Raw genomic sequence first — 15,044 nt, 5'->3', positions numbered from 1 at the left:
CTGGTGTCAACATGCTGCAGCGCAAGATATCCGTTCGAAAACCGCAGATCTGGCCCCTCTTCAGGGCCATTGGCCAAAACCTTCTCCGGGGTGGCTCCGCTGCGCAATTTACTTGCCGAATGCATGTCCAATTCAGGTGTTTAATGCCGCGCCCGCCCGGAAAAAATTCGTTAGAGATATTCTTCAAAAATTCGGGAAATAGAAGGTCGCCGGTATCGGATGCCGAACTTAAGGGAATTTCGCCAAGGAAAGCCCGCCTTCTATCCGGATCAGGCGGTCTACGCCGCCTATTCCTGCGCCGAGTTGGGACTTGGCTTTGACGACGTCGACGGCGGCACTGGACTCATCTTCCGCGTCACTTCGAAAGCCAAGGCAGTGTATTTCGGCGCCGGACGATGCTCCTGGTATCCGCAAAACAATGCGACCGCCGCGACGCTCGCTTCCGATAAATACTTCGCCAGCCGCATTTTTGAGCAAGCAGGCATCCCGAGCCTCGACGGCAAATATATCTTTTTGACCGCGCGGCACCGCGCGCTGCGTCCCGCCGGACACGAACGCGAGGATGCCTTCCACTATTTCAGGAAGCTGGACGGGCGCGTCTTCGTCAAACCGCTCACGGGATCGCGTGGCGATTTCGCGCACGCCATCACAGATGAGACCTCGCTCGGCCGCTACCTCGACGAGGTCGCGCCGCATTACGATGCGGTGTTGATGCAGCCGATCGCCAGTGGCCTCGAATACCGAATCTTTGTGCTCGACGATGAAGTCGTCTATTCCGCGCAAAAATCTCCACCCGCGCTCGAGGGAGACGGTGCGCGCCGATTGCGCGATATCCTTGACGCTCACAATGCCGCACTGAAAAGCCGCGGTCTCTCTGCGATCAATCCTGCGGCGATCCCGCAAGGCGAACTCGACCGCGTCCTGCCCGCGGGCGAACGCTGGAAAATTCCAGGCCGGATGAACTTCAGCGCCGGCGGCCAGATGGCATTTGCCTCACCCGGCTCGGCTGCGCTCACGATGGCACAAAAGGCCGTACGCGCGCTCGGCCTGCGCGCTGGGGCCGTCGACCTGTTCGCCGACATCGATGGAAATGCCGATGAGATCGCGATCATCGAGGTCAATTCCAATCCATCGATCCGGCTGCTCGAAGAGTTGCAACGGCCGGAATTGATCTTGAAAATCTGGCGGCACACGTTTTCTGCGGTCGGGTTGTTGGATGTTTGACCTGCCGAAATATGGCGACGGCGTTTGCCTCGCGCGAATGGCCGAGCTGATCGAACTGCTCGCCATCGACCGCACGCGGCTGCAAGAGCGCTCGGTCGCAATCACGGGCTCCAACGGCAAGGGATCGACGGCTGCCTTTTGCGCAAACATTGGCCGCGCCTTCGGCCTGCGCACCGGCCTGTTCACCTCGCCGCATCTGTTTCGCGTCAACGAGCGCTTTCAGATCGATGGCTTACCGATCGGCGACCACGAGCTCGATGAGAAGGCCAGCCGCATCGCGACCGCGATCGAGGCCGTCTCAAAAAAGCGTGGCGAAAAGTTCGGTGCGTTCGAAGCCATGTTCGCGCTGGCTTGTCTTTATTTCCAGGAGCGCGACTGCGAATTCATGGTGTTCGAGGCCGGCATCGGCGGCCGCTACGATCCGGTTCGCCTGCTGGGAAGCCATACCACCACGGTGACTTCGGTCGATTACGAACACATCGAACTGCTCGGGAATTCATTGGAGTTGATCGTGTCGGACAAGAGCGACGCCTGCGCCTCGGGCGGCACAATCATCTATGGCGAGAATTGCCGCAGCTTGCGGCCGCACATCATCGAATATAACCGCAGCCGGAATGTCGAAAGCCTGTTCGTCAGAGACGAAGTCGAGATAGACGGCAAATCTGTCGCGCCGGACAGACAATGCTTCGATTTCGCCTTTCGCGGATATGACTTCCGCGCGACGGACATCGCGCTGGCCGGGAGCTTTCAGCTCAACAATGCCGCGATTGCGGCCGCGCTGTTCCTGCACTGGCTCGATCGCACCTGGCCCCGCGGTCCCAGTGCTCCCATCGAGACGGCAGTGCGGAAAGGATTGCGTGAGGCGCGCTGGCCCGGCCGGTTGGAGGTCATCTCTCAGGACCCCCTGACCGTCATCGATGTCGGCCATACGCCCGACGGCGTCCGGCAATCGCTCGCCTCGCTCCAGCAAATCTACGGCAAGCAGAACTGGATTCTCGTCACAGGCGTTTCGTTCGACAAGAGGGCCGAGGAAATCGCGTCCACCCTCGCCCCGGAATTCGAAATCATCATCTGCACGGCAGCGCATCATAAAGGCGGCGATCCGGCCGCACTTGCCGTCAGCATGCGCCGGATCAATCCAGGCGCGCATGTCGAGATTGCCGCGACGATCGAGCAGGCGTTCAGCGCGAGCAAGGAACTGGCCAAATCGCGGAACGGCCGAATCTATGTCGCCGGCGGACTGTTCACCGCGATCGAATTTGCGGCCCTGGCGCGCGGGATGGACGCAACCAAACTGTTCTTCTTCTGAAGGCTTTGGCGGCAGGTAACGATTCATTAACCATAGCGGCCGATGGTCATTACTTCCGGGAGACCCTCATGAGCAGCATATTGCCCATTCCAACTTCAGCGCCGGCCGTTATCAGCAGGCCTACGAGTAGCCCAAGTCAGGCCCAGGCGCCGACATCGTCGCTGTTTGGCAATCTTCTCCGCAAGACCGAGGTCGCGATGGGGGCGAGATCGAAGACCGGCTTTTCGGCGGGGGCGACCTACGAGGCCACGACGATCGCAGGTCAGACCAAGGCAACCATCAACAGCGCGGTCGACGCAACCAGGTCCTTCTTGCATATCAAGTAGGGGTGCGATCGCCATGCCCGCGAGCGCAAGGCCCGCGGGGTGACTTGTCATTCAGCTCTGGGCGATTCGTTCAGTCGTTGACGCCTTCGGAATCATCGAGCGCTTTGAAGGCATCTTCGAGCTGGGGCGAGATCGCCACATTCATCCGCTCTCCGGTCGGCAGGCGGGCAACGAACCATTTGTTGTAGAGCGGCACGAGGTCGTGGTTGGTGCCGAGCTTGCGGAAGGTACGCTCCACGATTTCCTTCAGTTGCGGCTCGCCCTTGCGGAACATGATGCCATACGGATCATAGGACAGGTAATCGCCGGTGACCTTGAACTTGTCCTGCGACTTGTGCCGCGCGATCAGGCCGTAAAGCAGAATGTCATCGGTCGCGAAGGCATCGACCTTGCCGTCCACCAGCATCTGATAGGATTGCTCGTGATCGCCTGCCGTCACGATCTTCAGGCCAAGATTGAACTTCTTGTCCAGCGCATGCATGGCCTGCTCGTTGGTCGTGCCCTTTGTGACGACGACCGTCTTGCCCTGCAGGTCCTTCGGCGCCGAGATGGTGGATTCCTTCGCCACCATCAGCTTGGTGCCGGCCACGAACATCAGCGGGGAGAATGCCACCTGCTTCGAGCGCTCGGCATTGGCGGTGGTCGAGCCGCATTCCAGATCGATCTTGCCTTGCACAACCGCGGGAATGCGGTCGTCCGACGTGACCTTCACATATTCGATCTTGAGATCGGGATCGTCGACCGCGGTAGCGATCTCCTCGACCACCGCTTGGCACAGCTCGAGGCTGTAGCCGATCGGCCGGTTGGCCTGGTCGAGGAAAGAGAACGGCGGCGAGCTTTCGCGATAGCCGAGATGGATGGTGTGCCGGCTCTTGATGGCGGCGAGCGTCGGACTAAGCCCTTCGCCGTCGCTTTGGGCGGCGGCGGCCGTCGCCAACAGGCAGCAGCCCGCTAGCAATAGCCCGCCCACCCCGATTGATCTTCCCAGCGTCTGGCGCATGGACCGCCCCCCGTCAATGACCCATCGCGGGGATTTCGCCCGGCACCATGTTCGGCGGCACCACGTCGTCGGGACGGAGCGCGTGTTCGGGCGCAAGTTCGCCTTCCCACTTCGCCACCACGGAGGTTGCGAGCGTGTTGCCGATCACGTTGGTGGCGCTGCGGCCCATGTCGAGAAAGGTATCGACGCCCATGATCATCAAGAGCCCTGCCTCGGGAATGCCGAACTGCCCGAGCGTCGAGGCGATCACGACGAGCGAAGCGCGGGGGACGCCGGCAACGCCCTTCGAGGTGATCATCAGCGTTGCCAGCATAGCAAACTGGGTGCCAAGCGACATGTCGATCTTGTAGGTCTGCGCGATGAAGATGCTGGCAAAGGTGCAGTACATCATCGTGCCGTCGAGGTTGAAGGAATAGCCGAGCGGCAGCACGAAGCTCGAGATCCGCGCGGAGGCGCCGAAGCGGTTGAGGCCTTCGAGCGTCTTCGGATAGGCGGCCTCGGAGCTTGCGGTCGAGAACGCGATCATCAACGGCTCGCGGATCAGCCGCAGCAAGTGGCTGTATCTCGGCCCGATCACGACGAAACCGACGATGACAAGGATGCCCCAAAGGATTAGCAGCGAGAGATAGAAGCCGCCCATGAACACGACGAGCTTCCACAACACGGCCAGTCCGTTCTTGGACACGGTCGCCGTGATCGCGGCCCACACCGCGATGGGCGCAAACAGCATCACATAACCGGTGACCTTGAGCATGATGTGGGCAAGGTCATCGATGACCGACAGGATCTGCTTGGAGCGCTCCGGCAGCGCGCCGAGCGCGACCGAGAAGAACACCGCGAAGACGACGATCTGAAGGATCTCGTTCTGCGCCATCGCATCCGCGATCGAGGTCGGGATCAGGTGGGTCATGAATTTCTCGATCGAGAAAGCCGACACCGGCAATCCGGTCGATTGCATCTTGTCCGGCAGCGTGCCGGGGAAGTTGGAACCGGGCTGCAGCAGGTTGACCATCACGAGGCCGAGCATCAGCGAAACGAAAGACGCGCTGACGAACCATCCCATGGTCTTGGCGAAGATGCGGCCGAGCTTCGCGCCGGAGCCCATATGGGCGATGCCGCCGACCAGCGTGGCAAACACCAGCGGCGCGATGATCATCTTGATCAGGCGCAGGAACAGCATGGCGATCAGGTTGACGCTGGAAGCGATGTCAGCACGGCTACCCGGCAGATAATTGAATATCAGCGCGCCCATCACGATACCCAGCACCATCGCGATCAGAATATATTGCGTAAACCTGTTCGACATGTCTTACCCCCGTAAGTTCCTGGTCCCGAGTTTGGCAGATTTCAAAGCCGACGCAACACGCTTCCAGAACCCGGATGTTACCGTTGTGGAACGGACGCTGCCGGATTAGCCTGTTACGCAATGCACAATCGGACTAGCGGAGTGGATCTGACATTCGCTACCCACCTGGCCGCAAGCTCGGAAAGCGAATGTCAGATCCAAAACTCCACTAGAACCTAATATTTGTTAGTGGTCCTATGATTCCAGCATTCGCAAAAGTGCCCGCTGCGAAGGGATGCGAATGCTGGAATCGGACCACTAGCCTGCGTATTTCTTGCGCGCGCTGCTTGAAGAACAGTCACGAGAGGGAAAGCCATGAGCGACAGCATCAACCGCCAGATCCTGCTGGTGGAAAAACCGGCCGGGAAACTCGGCGACGAGCACTTCAAGATGCGGGAGGGAACCATCCCCGAGCCACGCGATGGCGAGGCCTTGCTGCGGGTGCGCTACATCTCGCTCGACGCGGCCAATCGAGCATGGATGCATGGCGCGACCTATCGCGCGGCCGTCGAAGCGAACACCGTGATGGCGGGCGGCGGCATTGCCGAAGTCATCTCATCTAAGGCGCCGGAGCTTGCCAAGGGCGATATCGTGTTCGGCGACACCGGATGGCAGGACTATGCGGTGGTGCCGGCGAAGCACCTCACTAAGATGCCGAAGATCGAGCCGATGACCTATCTGCTCAGCGTCTACGGTATTGCCGGCCTTACCGCCTATTTCGGATTGCTCGATGTCGGCAAGCCCAAAGTCGGCGAGACCGTGGTGGTCTCCGCGGCCGCTGGCTCGGTCGGCTCGATCGTCGGCCAAATTGCGAGGATCAAGGGCTGCCGCGTCATCGGCATTGCGGGCGGCAAGGAGAAATGCCGGTGGCTCACCTCCGAACTCGGCTTCGATGCCGCGGTCGATTACAAGGACGGCGCGGTGTTCAAGGCGCTGAGGGCCGCGGCGCCAAACGGCATCGACGTCTATTTCGACAATGTCGGCGGCGATATTCTCGAAGCGTGCCTGGCGCAGATGAACCTTCGCGGCCGCATCGCCTGCTGCGGAGCGATCTCCCAATATGATGGTATACCGTCCACCACCGGACCACGCGGCGTGCCGGGCCTGATCGTCGTCAAGCGCCTCATCATGCAAGGCTTCATTGTCACGGACTACATGGAGCGCCGCAACGAGGCGCTGAGCGACCTGCAGTCATGGGTCGCCTCAGGCGCGCTCAAGGTACAGGAAGATGTGATCGATGGCCTGGAGAACACGCCAAAGGCGCTGATCGGCTTGCTTGCTGGCGACAACCGCGGCAAGCGGATGGTCAAGGTGTGAGGATTGCGAAGGCCGTCGTCAGGCCCGGGCCTTCGGCTGTCCCTGCTCACGACGGCTTGTCTCAACGTACCTCGCCGGTCTCGCCAACCGGCTGCAGGCTGTCCATCCTGGCCTTGCGTTTGGCGAGCCAATTCTCGAAGCGTTGCACCACGACAAAGAATGTCGGCACGAACAGCACGGCCAGACAGGTCGAGGCGATCATGCCTGAGAACACCGCGATGCCGATCGACTTTCGAGCGCTGGCGCCGGCTCCGGTCGCGAGCACCAGCGGAACCACGCCGAGGATGAAGGAGAACGACGTCATCAAGATCGGCCGGAAGCGGGCGCGCGCCGCTTCGATCGCGGATTCCAGCACTGGCTTGCGGTCGCGCACATGCAATTCGAGCGCTACCTCGACAATCAGGATGGCGTTCTTGGCCGACAGCGCGATCAGCAGGATCAGGCCGATCTGGGTATAGAGATTGTTATCGATGCGCAGGCCGGTCAGCACGGCCATCGGACCGAGCAGCGACAATGGCACCGCCAGGATAACGGAGATCGGCGCGTACCAGCTCTCATACTGTCCGGCGAGCACCAGATAGACCAGCAGCATGGCAAGGCCGAACACGAGATAGATCTGACCGCCGACGATTTTCTCCTGGTAGGACATCGCCGTCCATTCGTAACCGGCGCCGCGCGGCAGCGTCTTGGCCGCAATCTCTTCCATCAGCTTCATCGACTCGCCGGAACTGTAACCCTGCGCCGGCAGGCCGATGACGGTCGACGAGGGATAGAGGTTGTACAGGCTGATCAGCGACGGGCCGACGGCGGGCGTCACTTTCGCCACGGTGCCAATCGGAATCATGTTGCCCTGCGCGTTGCGAACCATCATGTTCTCGATATCGCGCGGGGTCAGGCGGGACTGGGAATCGGCCTGAGCGTAGACCTGGAAAGTGCGGCCATACTTGTTGAACTGGTTGACGTAGGACGCGCCCATGTAGCTCGACAGCGTCGAGAAGATCTGGTCGGTAGTGACCTGCAGCGTCTGGGTCTTGACGCGATCCACCTCGACATCGAATTGCGGCACCATGGCGCGGAACGACGACGAGACGCGCTGCAGCGCACTCTGCGACTGCCCGTTCGCCACCATCCCGTTGGTGATGGCCTGCAGCTCGCCGAAATCGGAGTTACCGTCGCGCAGCTCGATTTGCATGGCGAATCCCGCCGCATTGCCGATGCCCTGGATCGGCGGCGGCGGAATAACCAGGATGCGCGCTTGCTGAATAGTCGAGAGCTTTTCGTTCAAGCCGACGAACAGCGAGCGCAGATCCTCGCCCTTGCCGCGCCTGCTCCAGTCCTTGAGCACGATATAGGCAACGCCGGCATTGGCGAGGCTCGAACTGTTGTCGAGCGCCGAGATACCGGCGATCGTCATGATCTGATCGACGCCAGGCTGCTTGCTTGCGATCTCCTGCACATGGTCCATCACCTTCTGGGTGCGGTCGAGTGCGGCACCGTCAGGCAATTGCACGGCGGCGAGCAGATAGCCCTGGTCCTCGATCGGGATGAAGCCGGTCGGCACGCGTGACAGGCCGTAGCCGCCGACGGCAATCAGGATCAGCGCCGCGATCACGGAAATACCGCTGTGGTGTACCAGAGTGCCGATCAGACTTGCGTAGCCGCGCTCCACGCGCGCATAGACGGCGTTGAAGCCGCGATAGAAGAAGTTGCGCTGCTCCGGCGGCACCGGCCGGCGCAGCCACAACGCGCATTGCGTCGGCTTCAGCGTCGCCGCGTTGACCGCCGACAACAGCGCGGTTGCTGCAATGACGAGCGCGAATTGCGCGTACATCCGCCCGGTGAGCCCCGGCAGGAACGCTGCCGGCAGGAACACCGAGATCAGCACCAGCGTGATGCCGACGATCGGCGCGAACAGCGCATCCATCGCCTTGATCGCGGCATCGTGGCCGGACATGCCCTGCTCGATGTTATGCGCAGCGCCCTCGACCACGACGATAGCGTCGTCGACCACGATGCCGATCGCGAGCACGATGGCAAACAGCGTCGATAGATTGACAGTAAAGCCGAGCGCCGCCATCGCTGCGAACGCGCCAATGATGGTCACCGGCACGGTGGTCGCCGGCACCAGCATCGCGCGCCAGTCCTGCAGGAACACCAGGATCACGATCAGCACCAGGAGGCCCGCCTCGATCAGGGTCTTGTAGACCTCTTCGATCGAGGCCTGCACGAATTTGGTGGTGTCGAACGGGGTGTCGTACTGGATGTCCTGCGGGAAGGCCTTGGAAAGCTCCGACATCTTCCTGTCGACCGCCTTCTCAACTTCGAGCGCGTTCGCGCCTGGCGACTGGAACACGCCGATGCCGGCGGCAGGCTTCTTGTTGAGCGAGAACACCTGGCTATAGGTCTGCGCACCGAGTTCGACGCGGCCGACATCGCGCACGCGCGTGACGTCGCCGTTGCTGCCGGTCTTGACGATGATGTTCTCGAACTCGCTTTTGTCGTCGAGGCGTCCCGCGACATTGAGCGTGTACTGGAACGCCTGGCCGGACGGCGTCGGCGGCGCGCCGATCTGGCCAGCGGTGACCTGCTGGCTCTGCTGCTGGATCGACTGGATGACGTCCTGCGGCATCAGCCCGCGCACCTGCAGCTTGTTCGGATCGAGCCAGACCCGCATCGAATATTGGCCGGCGCCGAACACCGTAACGTTGCCGACGCCGGGCAGGCGCGATAGCTCGTCGCGCAGATTGATGGTGGCGTAGTTGCTCAGGAAAAGGCTGTCATAGGTCGCATTGGGCGAGGTCAGCGTCACGAACAGGAGGATCGCGGTAGACTTCTTCTGCACCGTGACGCCCTGGTTCTGCACCGATTGCGGCAATTGCGACAGCGCCGCCGACACGCGGTTCTGCACCAGGACCTGTGCGAAGTTGAGGTCGGTGCCGATCTTGAACGTCACCGTCAGCGTATAGGTGCCGTCGGCGCCGCTGTAGGACTGCATGTAGATCATGTCCTCGACGCCGTTGACCTGCTGCTCGATCGGCAGCGCCACGGTGTCGATCACGGTCTTGGCGCTTGCGCCAGGATAGCGGGTGGTGACCTGCACGGTCGGCGGCACCACGTCGGGATATTGGGCGATCGCGAGTTCGAACAGCGAGACGCCGCCGATCAGGATCATCAGGATCGCGATGACGTTGGAAAGAACCGGGCGCTCGATGAAGAATTTCGAGATCATGGCCGGCTCCTACTTCGTGGCCGCGTTGCCGGACTCGATGTTCTTGAGCTGCGGATCGACCTTCTGGCCGGGGATCGCGCGCAACAGCCCCGCGACGACGACCTTGTCGTCCGCCTTCAATCCGCTTTCGATGACGCGCAGATCGCCTTCCAGCGGGCCGATGGTCACCTTGCGCTGCTCGACGACATTCTCCGCATTGACCACCAACACGTAACGGCCGGCCTGATCGCTGCCGAGGGCGACGTCGGGCACGAGCAGCGCTTTCTCGGTCTTCTCGAACGGAACCCGGACGCGGGCGAAATAGCCGGGCAACAGCACGCGGTCGGGGTTTTTCAAGATGCCACGCACGGCTAGCGTGCCTGTCGATTGGTTGACCTGGGGCGAGACGTAATCCAGCGTGCCCTCGTGCGGATAACCAGTCTCGGTCTGTAGCCCGATCTCGATCGGAAGCTGGCGCAGGTTTTCGACGGTTATGCCGCGGCGGCGCGCTTCCTCGCGCACCCTTAGCACGTCCTGCTCGTTGACGTTGAAATTCACATAAATTGGGTCGAGCGCCACGATGGTGGCGAGTTGTGTCGGCGATGCCACGCCGACCAGTTCGCCGACCGAAACCAGATGCGCCGTCACGATGCCGTCAAACGGCGCAGTGACATTGGTATAGCCGTAGTTGACTTCGGCAATCCTGGTGTTGGCCTGCGCCTGCTGAAGGTTAGCCTGCGCATTGTCGCGGTTGGATGTCGACGTATCCAGCGTCGACTGCGACACGGCTTGCTTCTGCACGAGATCGGCCTGGCGCTTGTAGTCGTTCTCCGCCTGCTTCAGCGAGGCCTGGGCGCCGGCTTCCGCTGCCTGCGCCTGTTCGAGCTTGAGCTTGTAGGTCTCCGGCTCAATCGTGAACAGCGTGGTGCCTTGCTTTACGAAACTACCGTCCTGGTAGTTGATCGCCTGCAGAAAGCCCTGCACGCGCGCGACCAGATCGACCATCTTGATCGGCGCGGTATTGCCGGTGGCATCGAGATAGCGCGTGATCGATTTTTGCACCGGCGTGGCGACGTCCACCTTCGGCGGCGGCGGCGCCACAAAGGTATTTTTCTCGCAGGCACTTAACGCGATGAATGCGGATACGGCAAACGCTGCGCGCGAGATGGTCGCGGCGCCATGCAAACGCAAAGACCTCATCCCATGCCTCTATTGCAGTTTGTTTTAAATCAATGACGACGTCTATCGAGGTGCAATTTGGTTCAGAAAAAAGACCGTTATCGAAGGGGCGTTCTGTCGCGCCTTGATAACAATAATCCGCTTGTAGTGGAACCGGAAACAGAAAAGGATACGGCTCGCGCAGGTTGTTCTGCCGGTTTGGAAGATTTTACGAATCGAAGATTTAAAGCATTGAAGGCGCGCGCCAGCGACAAACCGAAAGGATTTGCTCAAAACCGTTTAGTCAAAAGGATTTACGCAAATGTTCGACACGTTGAGACGTGATTGGGCGCTTTGTGCGCTTCTGACTTGTGCGCTTCTGACTGTGGCAATTGTGGCCATCGCAACACCATCCTTCGCGCAAGCGCCGAGCCAGGCGCAAAGGGACGCCGTCAAATCGGCTTGCCGCAACGACTATATATCGCATTGCTCCAGCGTGCCGCCGGGCGGCGAAGCAGCGCTGCAATGTCTCGCCAAGAACATGTCGAGCCTGGCACCGAGCTGTCAGAGCGCGGTGCGCGCAATCCAAGCTTCCGTGGCGCCGAAGAGTGAACCGGCCAACACCGCAGCCGCGCCGAAGACCGAGACGACCGCGGCCGAGCCGAAGACCGAGACGACCGCGGCCGAGCCGAAGGGGGAATCCAAGCCTGCTGCGACGACAGCGGCGAAGAAGCCGACAAACGCGCAGATTTCCGCGATCAAAAGCGCCTGCCGCGGCGATTATCCGAAGGTTTGCGCAGGCGTTCCGACCGGCGGCGCGCCGGCGCTGGAATGCCTCGAGAAGAACAAGGCCAGGGTTTCGGCGGCTTGCGGCACGGCGCTTGCGGCTGCGAGCGGTGGCGCAACTGCTCCGGCCGCGAGTGGCGCGCCAGCAGCGACGCCGGCGGCTGCTCCGGTTGTGATCGTGCTGCGGCCGCTGCGGCCACGCGAAGAGCTGTTCGTGATGCGCTCGGCTTGCGGCGCCGACATCCGCACGCTGTGTGCCGGTGTCGCCCCTGGCGGCGGCCGCATCATGCAGTGCATTTCCAGCCGCGCAGCCGATTTATCCCCGGCCTGCAAAGAGGTGCTCGCCCCGTTCGCGGCGCGTTAAGGCTTGCTCCCGCAGCCGCCTTGCGGCGACCGGTCATTCGCCACGGAACGCGAGGATGAGCTGGATCATGCGGACCGATAGCGCGATGTAGAACACCGACATCAAGATCTGCCATGCCACATGCCAGTTCACCCTACCAAGCTTGTAGAGGCCGTCGATGAAATTCAGAAGCAGGATGATGACGCCTACCAGCATCACGCCGCGGCCCACCAGGCTGTGGCGCAGATAGCCGAACAGCTGGATCGACGGCTTGTTGCTCGACACATGGGCACCGGCCGAGACGATCAGCGTTCCGATGATGATCTTCTCGATGTGGGAAACGATCTCTTTGAAAACAGGCTCGACATTCTCGCCATAGAAGACAAGCCAATTGGTCCTGGGTACTGCCATGAGTTCTCCTTGTAACAATATCGGCTAATCGAAATCGGCGCCCAGCCTTCACTACAACGGGTCTCGGCCATGAAACAGGAAGGCAGAAGACCGATCAAGGTGGGGCACGGGGGTACAAAGAAAGGAAATGACGAATGCTACGCATCATCATCGCTGCGGCAGCCTTGCTGCTTGCCTCCGGCGCCATGGCGCAGCAGTTGACCGCCGCCCAGCGCGCGGCCTGCTCGGGCGACTTTGGAAAATTCTGCAAGGGCACCGCGCCCGGCGGGGGGCGGATCATCGCCTGCCTCGGCCAGCACAACGCCCAACTGACGCCGGCCTGCCAGAAGGTGCTGGCAGCAGCCGAGAAGAAGTAATTTTTCATCCGCAGAACATTGTCGACAACAACCGATTCAAGGGAGGACATCATGCGTTCAGTGCTATTCGCCAGCGCTACTCTGCTCGCCTTTGCCGCTTTCATGATTCTCCAATCCAGCACGGCCGGCGCCGTCGTCTGCGCCCGCGGGGTCTATCGCGCAGGCTGCGCCGGACCGCGTGGCGCGGTGGTGGTGAGGAAGCCGGTCGCCGCTTGCAGGTGGGTCTGGGTTGGCGGCGTCAAGGTGAGGCGCTGCTACTAGTGGAGTGGATTTGACATTCGCTCCCCGTAACCGCGCTTTCGTAATGCGAATGTCGAATCCTAAACTCCACTAGAAATCTATATTTGCTAGTGGTCCTTTGATTCTAACATTTGCAAATTGTCTGCTATGCCGGGAGGCAAATGTTAGAATCGGACCACTAGGCCTGATCCGGTCAAAAGCCGAAATTTTCCGGTAGCGCCCGCAGCTCGCGGGCGCTACATTCTCTCGAGATTGTAAGTATACTGTCAATCAGGGAGAGGCGACGTGCGTATCGCCGTCATCGGTGGGGGTCCCGGCGGCCTCTATTTCAGCTACTTCTGGAAGAAGCGCCATCCCGAGGCGCAGATCGACCTGTTCGAACAGAACCCGGCCAGCGCCACCTGGGGCTTCGGCGTGGTCTTCTCCGATTCTGCGCTTGAGTTTCTGCGCGCCGACGATGCCGAAACGGTCGACGCGATCGCGCCGAGAATGGAAAGCTGGAAGAACATCACGCTCAGTCTGCGGGGCGAGAGCGTCGAGATCGACGGCGTCGGGTTTTCGGCAATCGGCCGGCTCGATCTGCTGAAAATGCTGCAAGGACGCGCGGCGTCCGTGGGCGTAGCGCAGCATTTCGATACGCAAGTCTCGCTCGATCAACTTGCCGGTTATGACCTGATCGTCGCGGCCGACGGCCTCAATTCGTCGGTGCGCGGCGCCTTCGAAAGCGATTTCGGCACTTCGCTGTCCTATTCGAGCAACAAATTCGCCTGGTATGGCACCACGCAGCGTTTCGAAACGTTGTCGCAGACTTTTGTGGCTTCCGACCGCGGCAGCTTCAACGCCCATCACTATCGCTACGCCGCCAACATGAGCACCTTCCTGGTCGAATGCGACTTGGCAACCTGGCAGGCTTACGACTTCGCCGACAAGACGGTCGACGAGTCCAAGGCAATTTGCCAGCAGGTGTTCGCCGATACTCTCGGCGGCCATGGACTCGTCTCGAACAAATCGATTTGGCGGAGCTTCCCCTGGGTGTGGAACGAGCGCTGGTTCTTCAAGAACATGGTTCTGCTCGGCGACGCCCTGCACTCCGCACACTTTTCCATCGGCTCGGGGACGCGGCTTGCGATCGAGGACGCGATCGCGCTTGCCAAGGCGTTGGAGACGGAGCGCAACCTGAGTAGCGCGTTGACCCGCTACCAGAGCGAGCGGCAGCCGATCGTGAAGAAGCTCGTGACCGCGGCACGCACCAGCGCCGACTGGTACGCCGGCTTCGCCGACCATATGAAGCTCGACCTGATGGATTTTGCCTATAGCTACATCACCCGCTCGGGACGGATCGACGATGGGCGCCTGCGCGCAATGGCGCCCGCCTTCATGGCGCGCTACGAAGCGTCACGGCCACGTTCGGCTGGCGGAGGCTGCGCATGACGTCATCCGACCGCTTTCAGATCGCCGATCAGGTGCCGCGCGACAATCCCGGCGCGCAGGAAATAGGCTTTTCGATTCCTGAAATCTACAATGCCAGCCGCGTTCTTTTCGACAACCTTGATAAAGGAAACGGAAATCGCATCGCGCTGACCAGCCCGCTTGGCAAGCTGACCTATGCCGAACTGTGCGCAGAAGCCTCACGTTGGGGCCACGGCCTGATCTCGCTCGGGCTCAAGCGCGGCGACCGTGTGCTGATGTTTCTGGACGACACGCCCGCCTACCCTGCGGCATTCTTCGGCGCGGTGCGCGCCGGTTTCGTGCCGCTCCTGATCAACACGCTGACGCCGCCGGACCTGCTGCAGTTCTATCTCGCCGATTCCCGGGCGGCCGTTGCCGTGGCCGATGCGGAATTTTGTTCGCGCTTTAGTCACGAGGCCTGCAACGACACCGCCCTGCGCACGCTGGTGGATGCGGTGTTGATCGGCCGCGCCGGACTGCGCGAGACCAACAAGCCTGAAGGCTGCGTTCTATTCGTCGGTCCCTCTGGTGTCGGCAAGACCGAAGCTGCTCGCCAATTGGCGAAGACGCTG

At 61.2% G+C, this 15,044-nt stretch carries 15 protein-coding genes; 10 read left to right on the top strand and 5 right to left on the bottom strand.

Annotated elements, in window-relative coordinates:
* Positions 1-219: 219 nt before the first annotated feature.
* The 3 genes from M6D32_RS10915 (at position 220) to M6D32_RS10905 (ending at position 2,859) form a co-directional block, all read left to right on the top strand.
* Entirely contained in the window at positions 220-1,224 is a 1,005-nt protein-coding gene (locus tag M6D32_RS10915) for a hypothetical protein (protein ID WP_298255915.1), read from the top strand.
* The gene (locus M6D32_RS10910; protein WP_298255914.1) at positions 1,217-2,533 is read left to right on the top strand and encodes a cyanophycin synthetase; all 1,317 of its coding nucleotides are present in this window, start codon (positions 1,217-1,219) and stop codon (positions 2,531-2,533) included. The genes M6D32_RS10915 and M6D32_RS10910 overlap by 8 nt, the downstream gene beginning before the upstream one ends.
* A 68-nt stretch (positions 2,534-2,601) precedes the next feature.
* The gene (locus M6D32_RS10905) at positions 2,602-2,859 is read left to right on the top strand and encodes a hypothetical protein (protein ID WP_298255913.1); all 258 of its coding nucleotides are present in this window, start codon (positions 2,602-2,604) and stop codon (positions 2,857-2,859) included.
* Positions 2,860-2,929: 70 nt separating this feature from the next.
* On the opposite strand, the gene M6D32_RS10900 is transcribed toward M6D32_RS10905, so the two are convergent.
* Together M6D32_RS10900 and M6D32_RS10895 are read right to left on the bottom strand one after the other, a co-directional pair.
* The gene (locus M6D32_RS10900) at positions 2,930-3,859 is read right to left on the bottom strand and encodes an amino acid ABC transporter substrate-binding protein (protein WP_298255912.1); all 930 of its coding nucleotides are present in this window, start codon (positions 3,857-3,859) and stop codon (positions 2,930-2,932) included.
* Positions 3,860-3,872: 13 nt separating this feature from the next.
* Positions 3,873-5,165 carry a dicarboxylate/amino acid:cation symporter gene (locus M6D32_RS10895; RefSeq protein ID WP_298255911.1) on the bottom strand — a complete coding sequence of 431 codons (1,293 nt, stop codon included), beginning with the start codon at positions 5,163-5,165 and terminating at the stop codon, positions 3,873-3,875.
* A gap of 354 nt (positions 5,166-5,519) precedes the next feature.
* On the opposite strand from M6D32_RS10895, the gene M6D32_RS10890 reads away from it, so the two are divergent.
* A complete protein-coding gene (locus tag M6D32_RS10890; protein WP_298255910.1) occupies positions 5,520-6,521 on the top strand; it encodes an NADP-dependent oxidoreductase in 1,002 nt (333 codons plus the stop codon).
* Positions 6,522-6,582: 61 nt separating this feature from the next.
* Here M6D32_RS10890 and M6D32_RS10885 read toward each other — a convergent pair whose 3' ends face one another.
* Together M6D32_RS10885 and M6D32_RS10880 are read right to left on the bottom strand one after the other, a co-directional pair.
* Complete coding sequence (locus M6D32_RS10885; RefSeq protein WP_298255909.1) at positions 6,583-9,750, bottom strand: multidrug efflux RND transporter permease subunit; 3,168 nt, start codon at positions 9,748-9,750, stop codon at positions 6,583-6,585.
* A gap of 9 nt (positions 9,751-9,759) precedes the next feature.
* Positions 9,760-10,929 carry an efflux RND transporter periplasmic adaptor subunit gene (locus tag M6D32_RS10880; protein ID WP_298255908.1) on the bottom strand — a complete coding sequence of 390 codons (1,170 nt, stop codon included), beginning with the start codon at positions 10,927-10,929 and terminating at the stop codon, positions 9,760-9,762.
* A gap of 57 nt (positions 10,930-10,986) precedes the next feature.
* Here M6D32_RS10880 and M6D32_RS10875 point away from each other — a divergent pair, with 57 nt between their 5' ends.
* Positions 10,987-11,232, top strand: a complete 246-nt coding sequence (locus M6D32_RS10875) for a hypothetical protein (RefSeq protein WP_298255907.1) — start codon at positions 10,987-10,989, stop codon at positions 11,230-11,232.
* The gene (locus M6D32_RS10870) at positions 11,210-12,037 is read left to right on the top strand and encodes a hypothetical protein (protein ID WP_298255906.1); all 828 of its coding nucleotides are present in this window, start codon (positions 11,210-11,212) and stop codon (positions 12,035-12,037) included. Before M6D32_RS10875 ends, M6D32_RS10870 begins: the two co-directional genes overlap by 23 nt.
* 33 nt (positions 12,038-12,070) lie before the next feature.
* Here the strand turns inward: M6D32_RS10870 and M6D32_RS10865 are convergent, their stop codons facing one another.
* Positions 12,071-12,427, bottom strand: a complete 357-nt coding sequence (locus M6D32_RS10865; protein WP_298255905.1) for a hypothetical protein — start codon at positions 12,425-12,427, stop codon at positions 12,071-12,073.
* Between the two features lie 134 nt (positions 12,428-12,561).
* Between M6D32_RS10865 and M6D32_RS10860 the strand changes: the two genes are divergently transcribed.
* From M6D32_RS10860 to M6D32_RS10845, 4 genes are all read left to right on the top strand, one after another.
* On the top strand, positions 12,562-12,783 hold the full coding sequence (locus tag M6D32_RS10860) for a cysteine rich repeat-containing protein (RefSeq protein ID WP_298255904.1): 222 nt from the start codon (positions 12,562-12,564) through the stop codon (positions 12,781-12,783).
* Positions 12,784-12,834: 51 nt separating this feature from the next.
* Entirely contained in the window at positions 12,835-13,044 is a 210-nt protein-coding gene (locus M6D32_RS10855; protein ID WP_298255903.1) for a hypothetical protein, read from the top strand.
* Between the two features lie 264 nt (positions 13,045-13,308).
* Positions 13,309-14,454 carry an FAD-dependent monooxygenase gene (locus tag M6D32_RS10850; protein ID WP_298255902.1) on the top strand — a complete coding sequence of 382 codons (1,146 nt, stop codon included), beginning with the start codon at positions 13,309-13,311 and terminating at the stop codon, positions 14,452-14,454.
* A partial coding sequence (locus tag M6D32_RS10845) for an AMP-binding protein (protein ID WP_298255901.1) occupies positions 14,451-15,044 on the top strand: 594 nt, incomplete at its 3' end. The genes M6D32_RS10850 and M6D32_RS10845, both read left to right, overlap by 4 nt.

Origin of the sequence: Bradyrhizobium sp. (assembly GCF_027307225.1) — a bacterium.
GTDB lineage: Bacteria > Pseudomonadota > Alphaproteobacteria > Rhizobiales > Xanthobacteraceae > Bradyrhizobium.
This window is presented reverse-complemented; position numbering and strand designations above follow the sequence as displayed.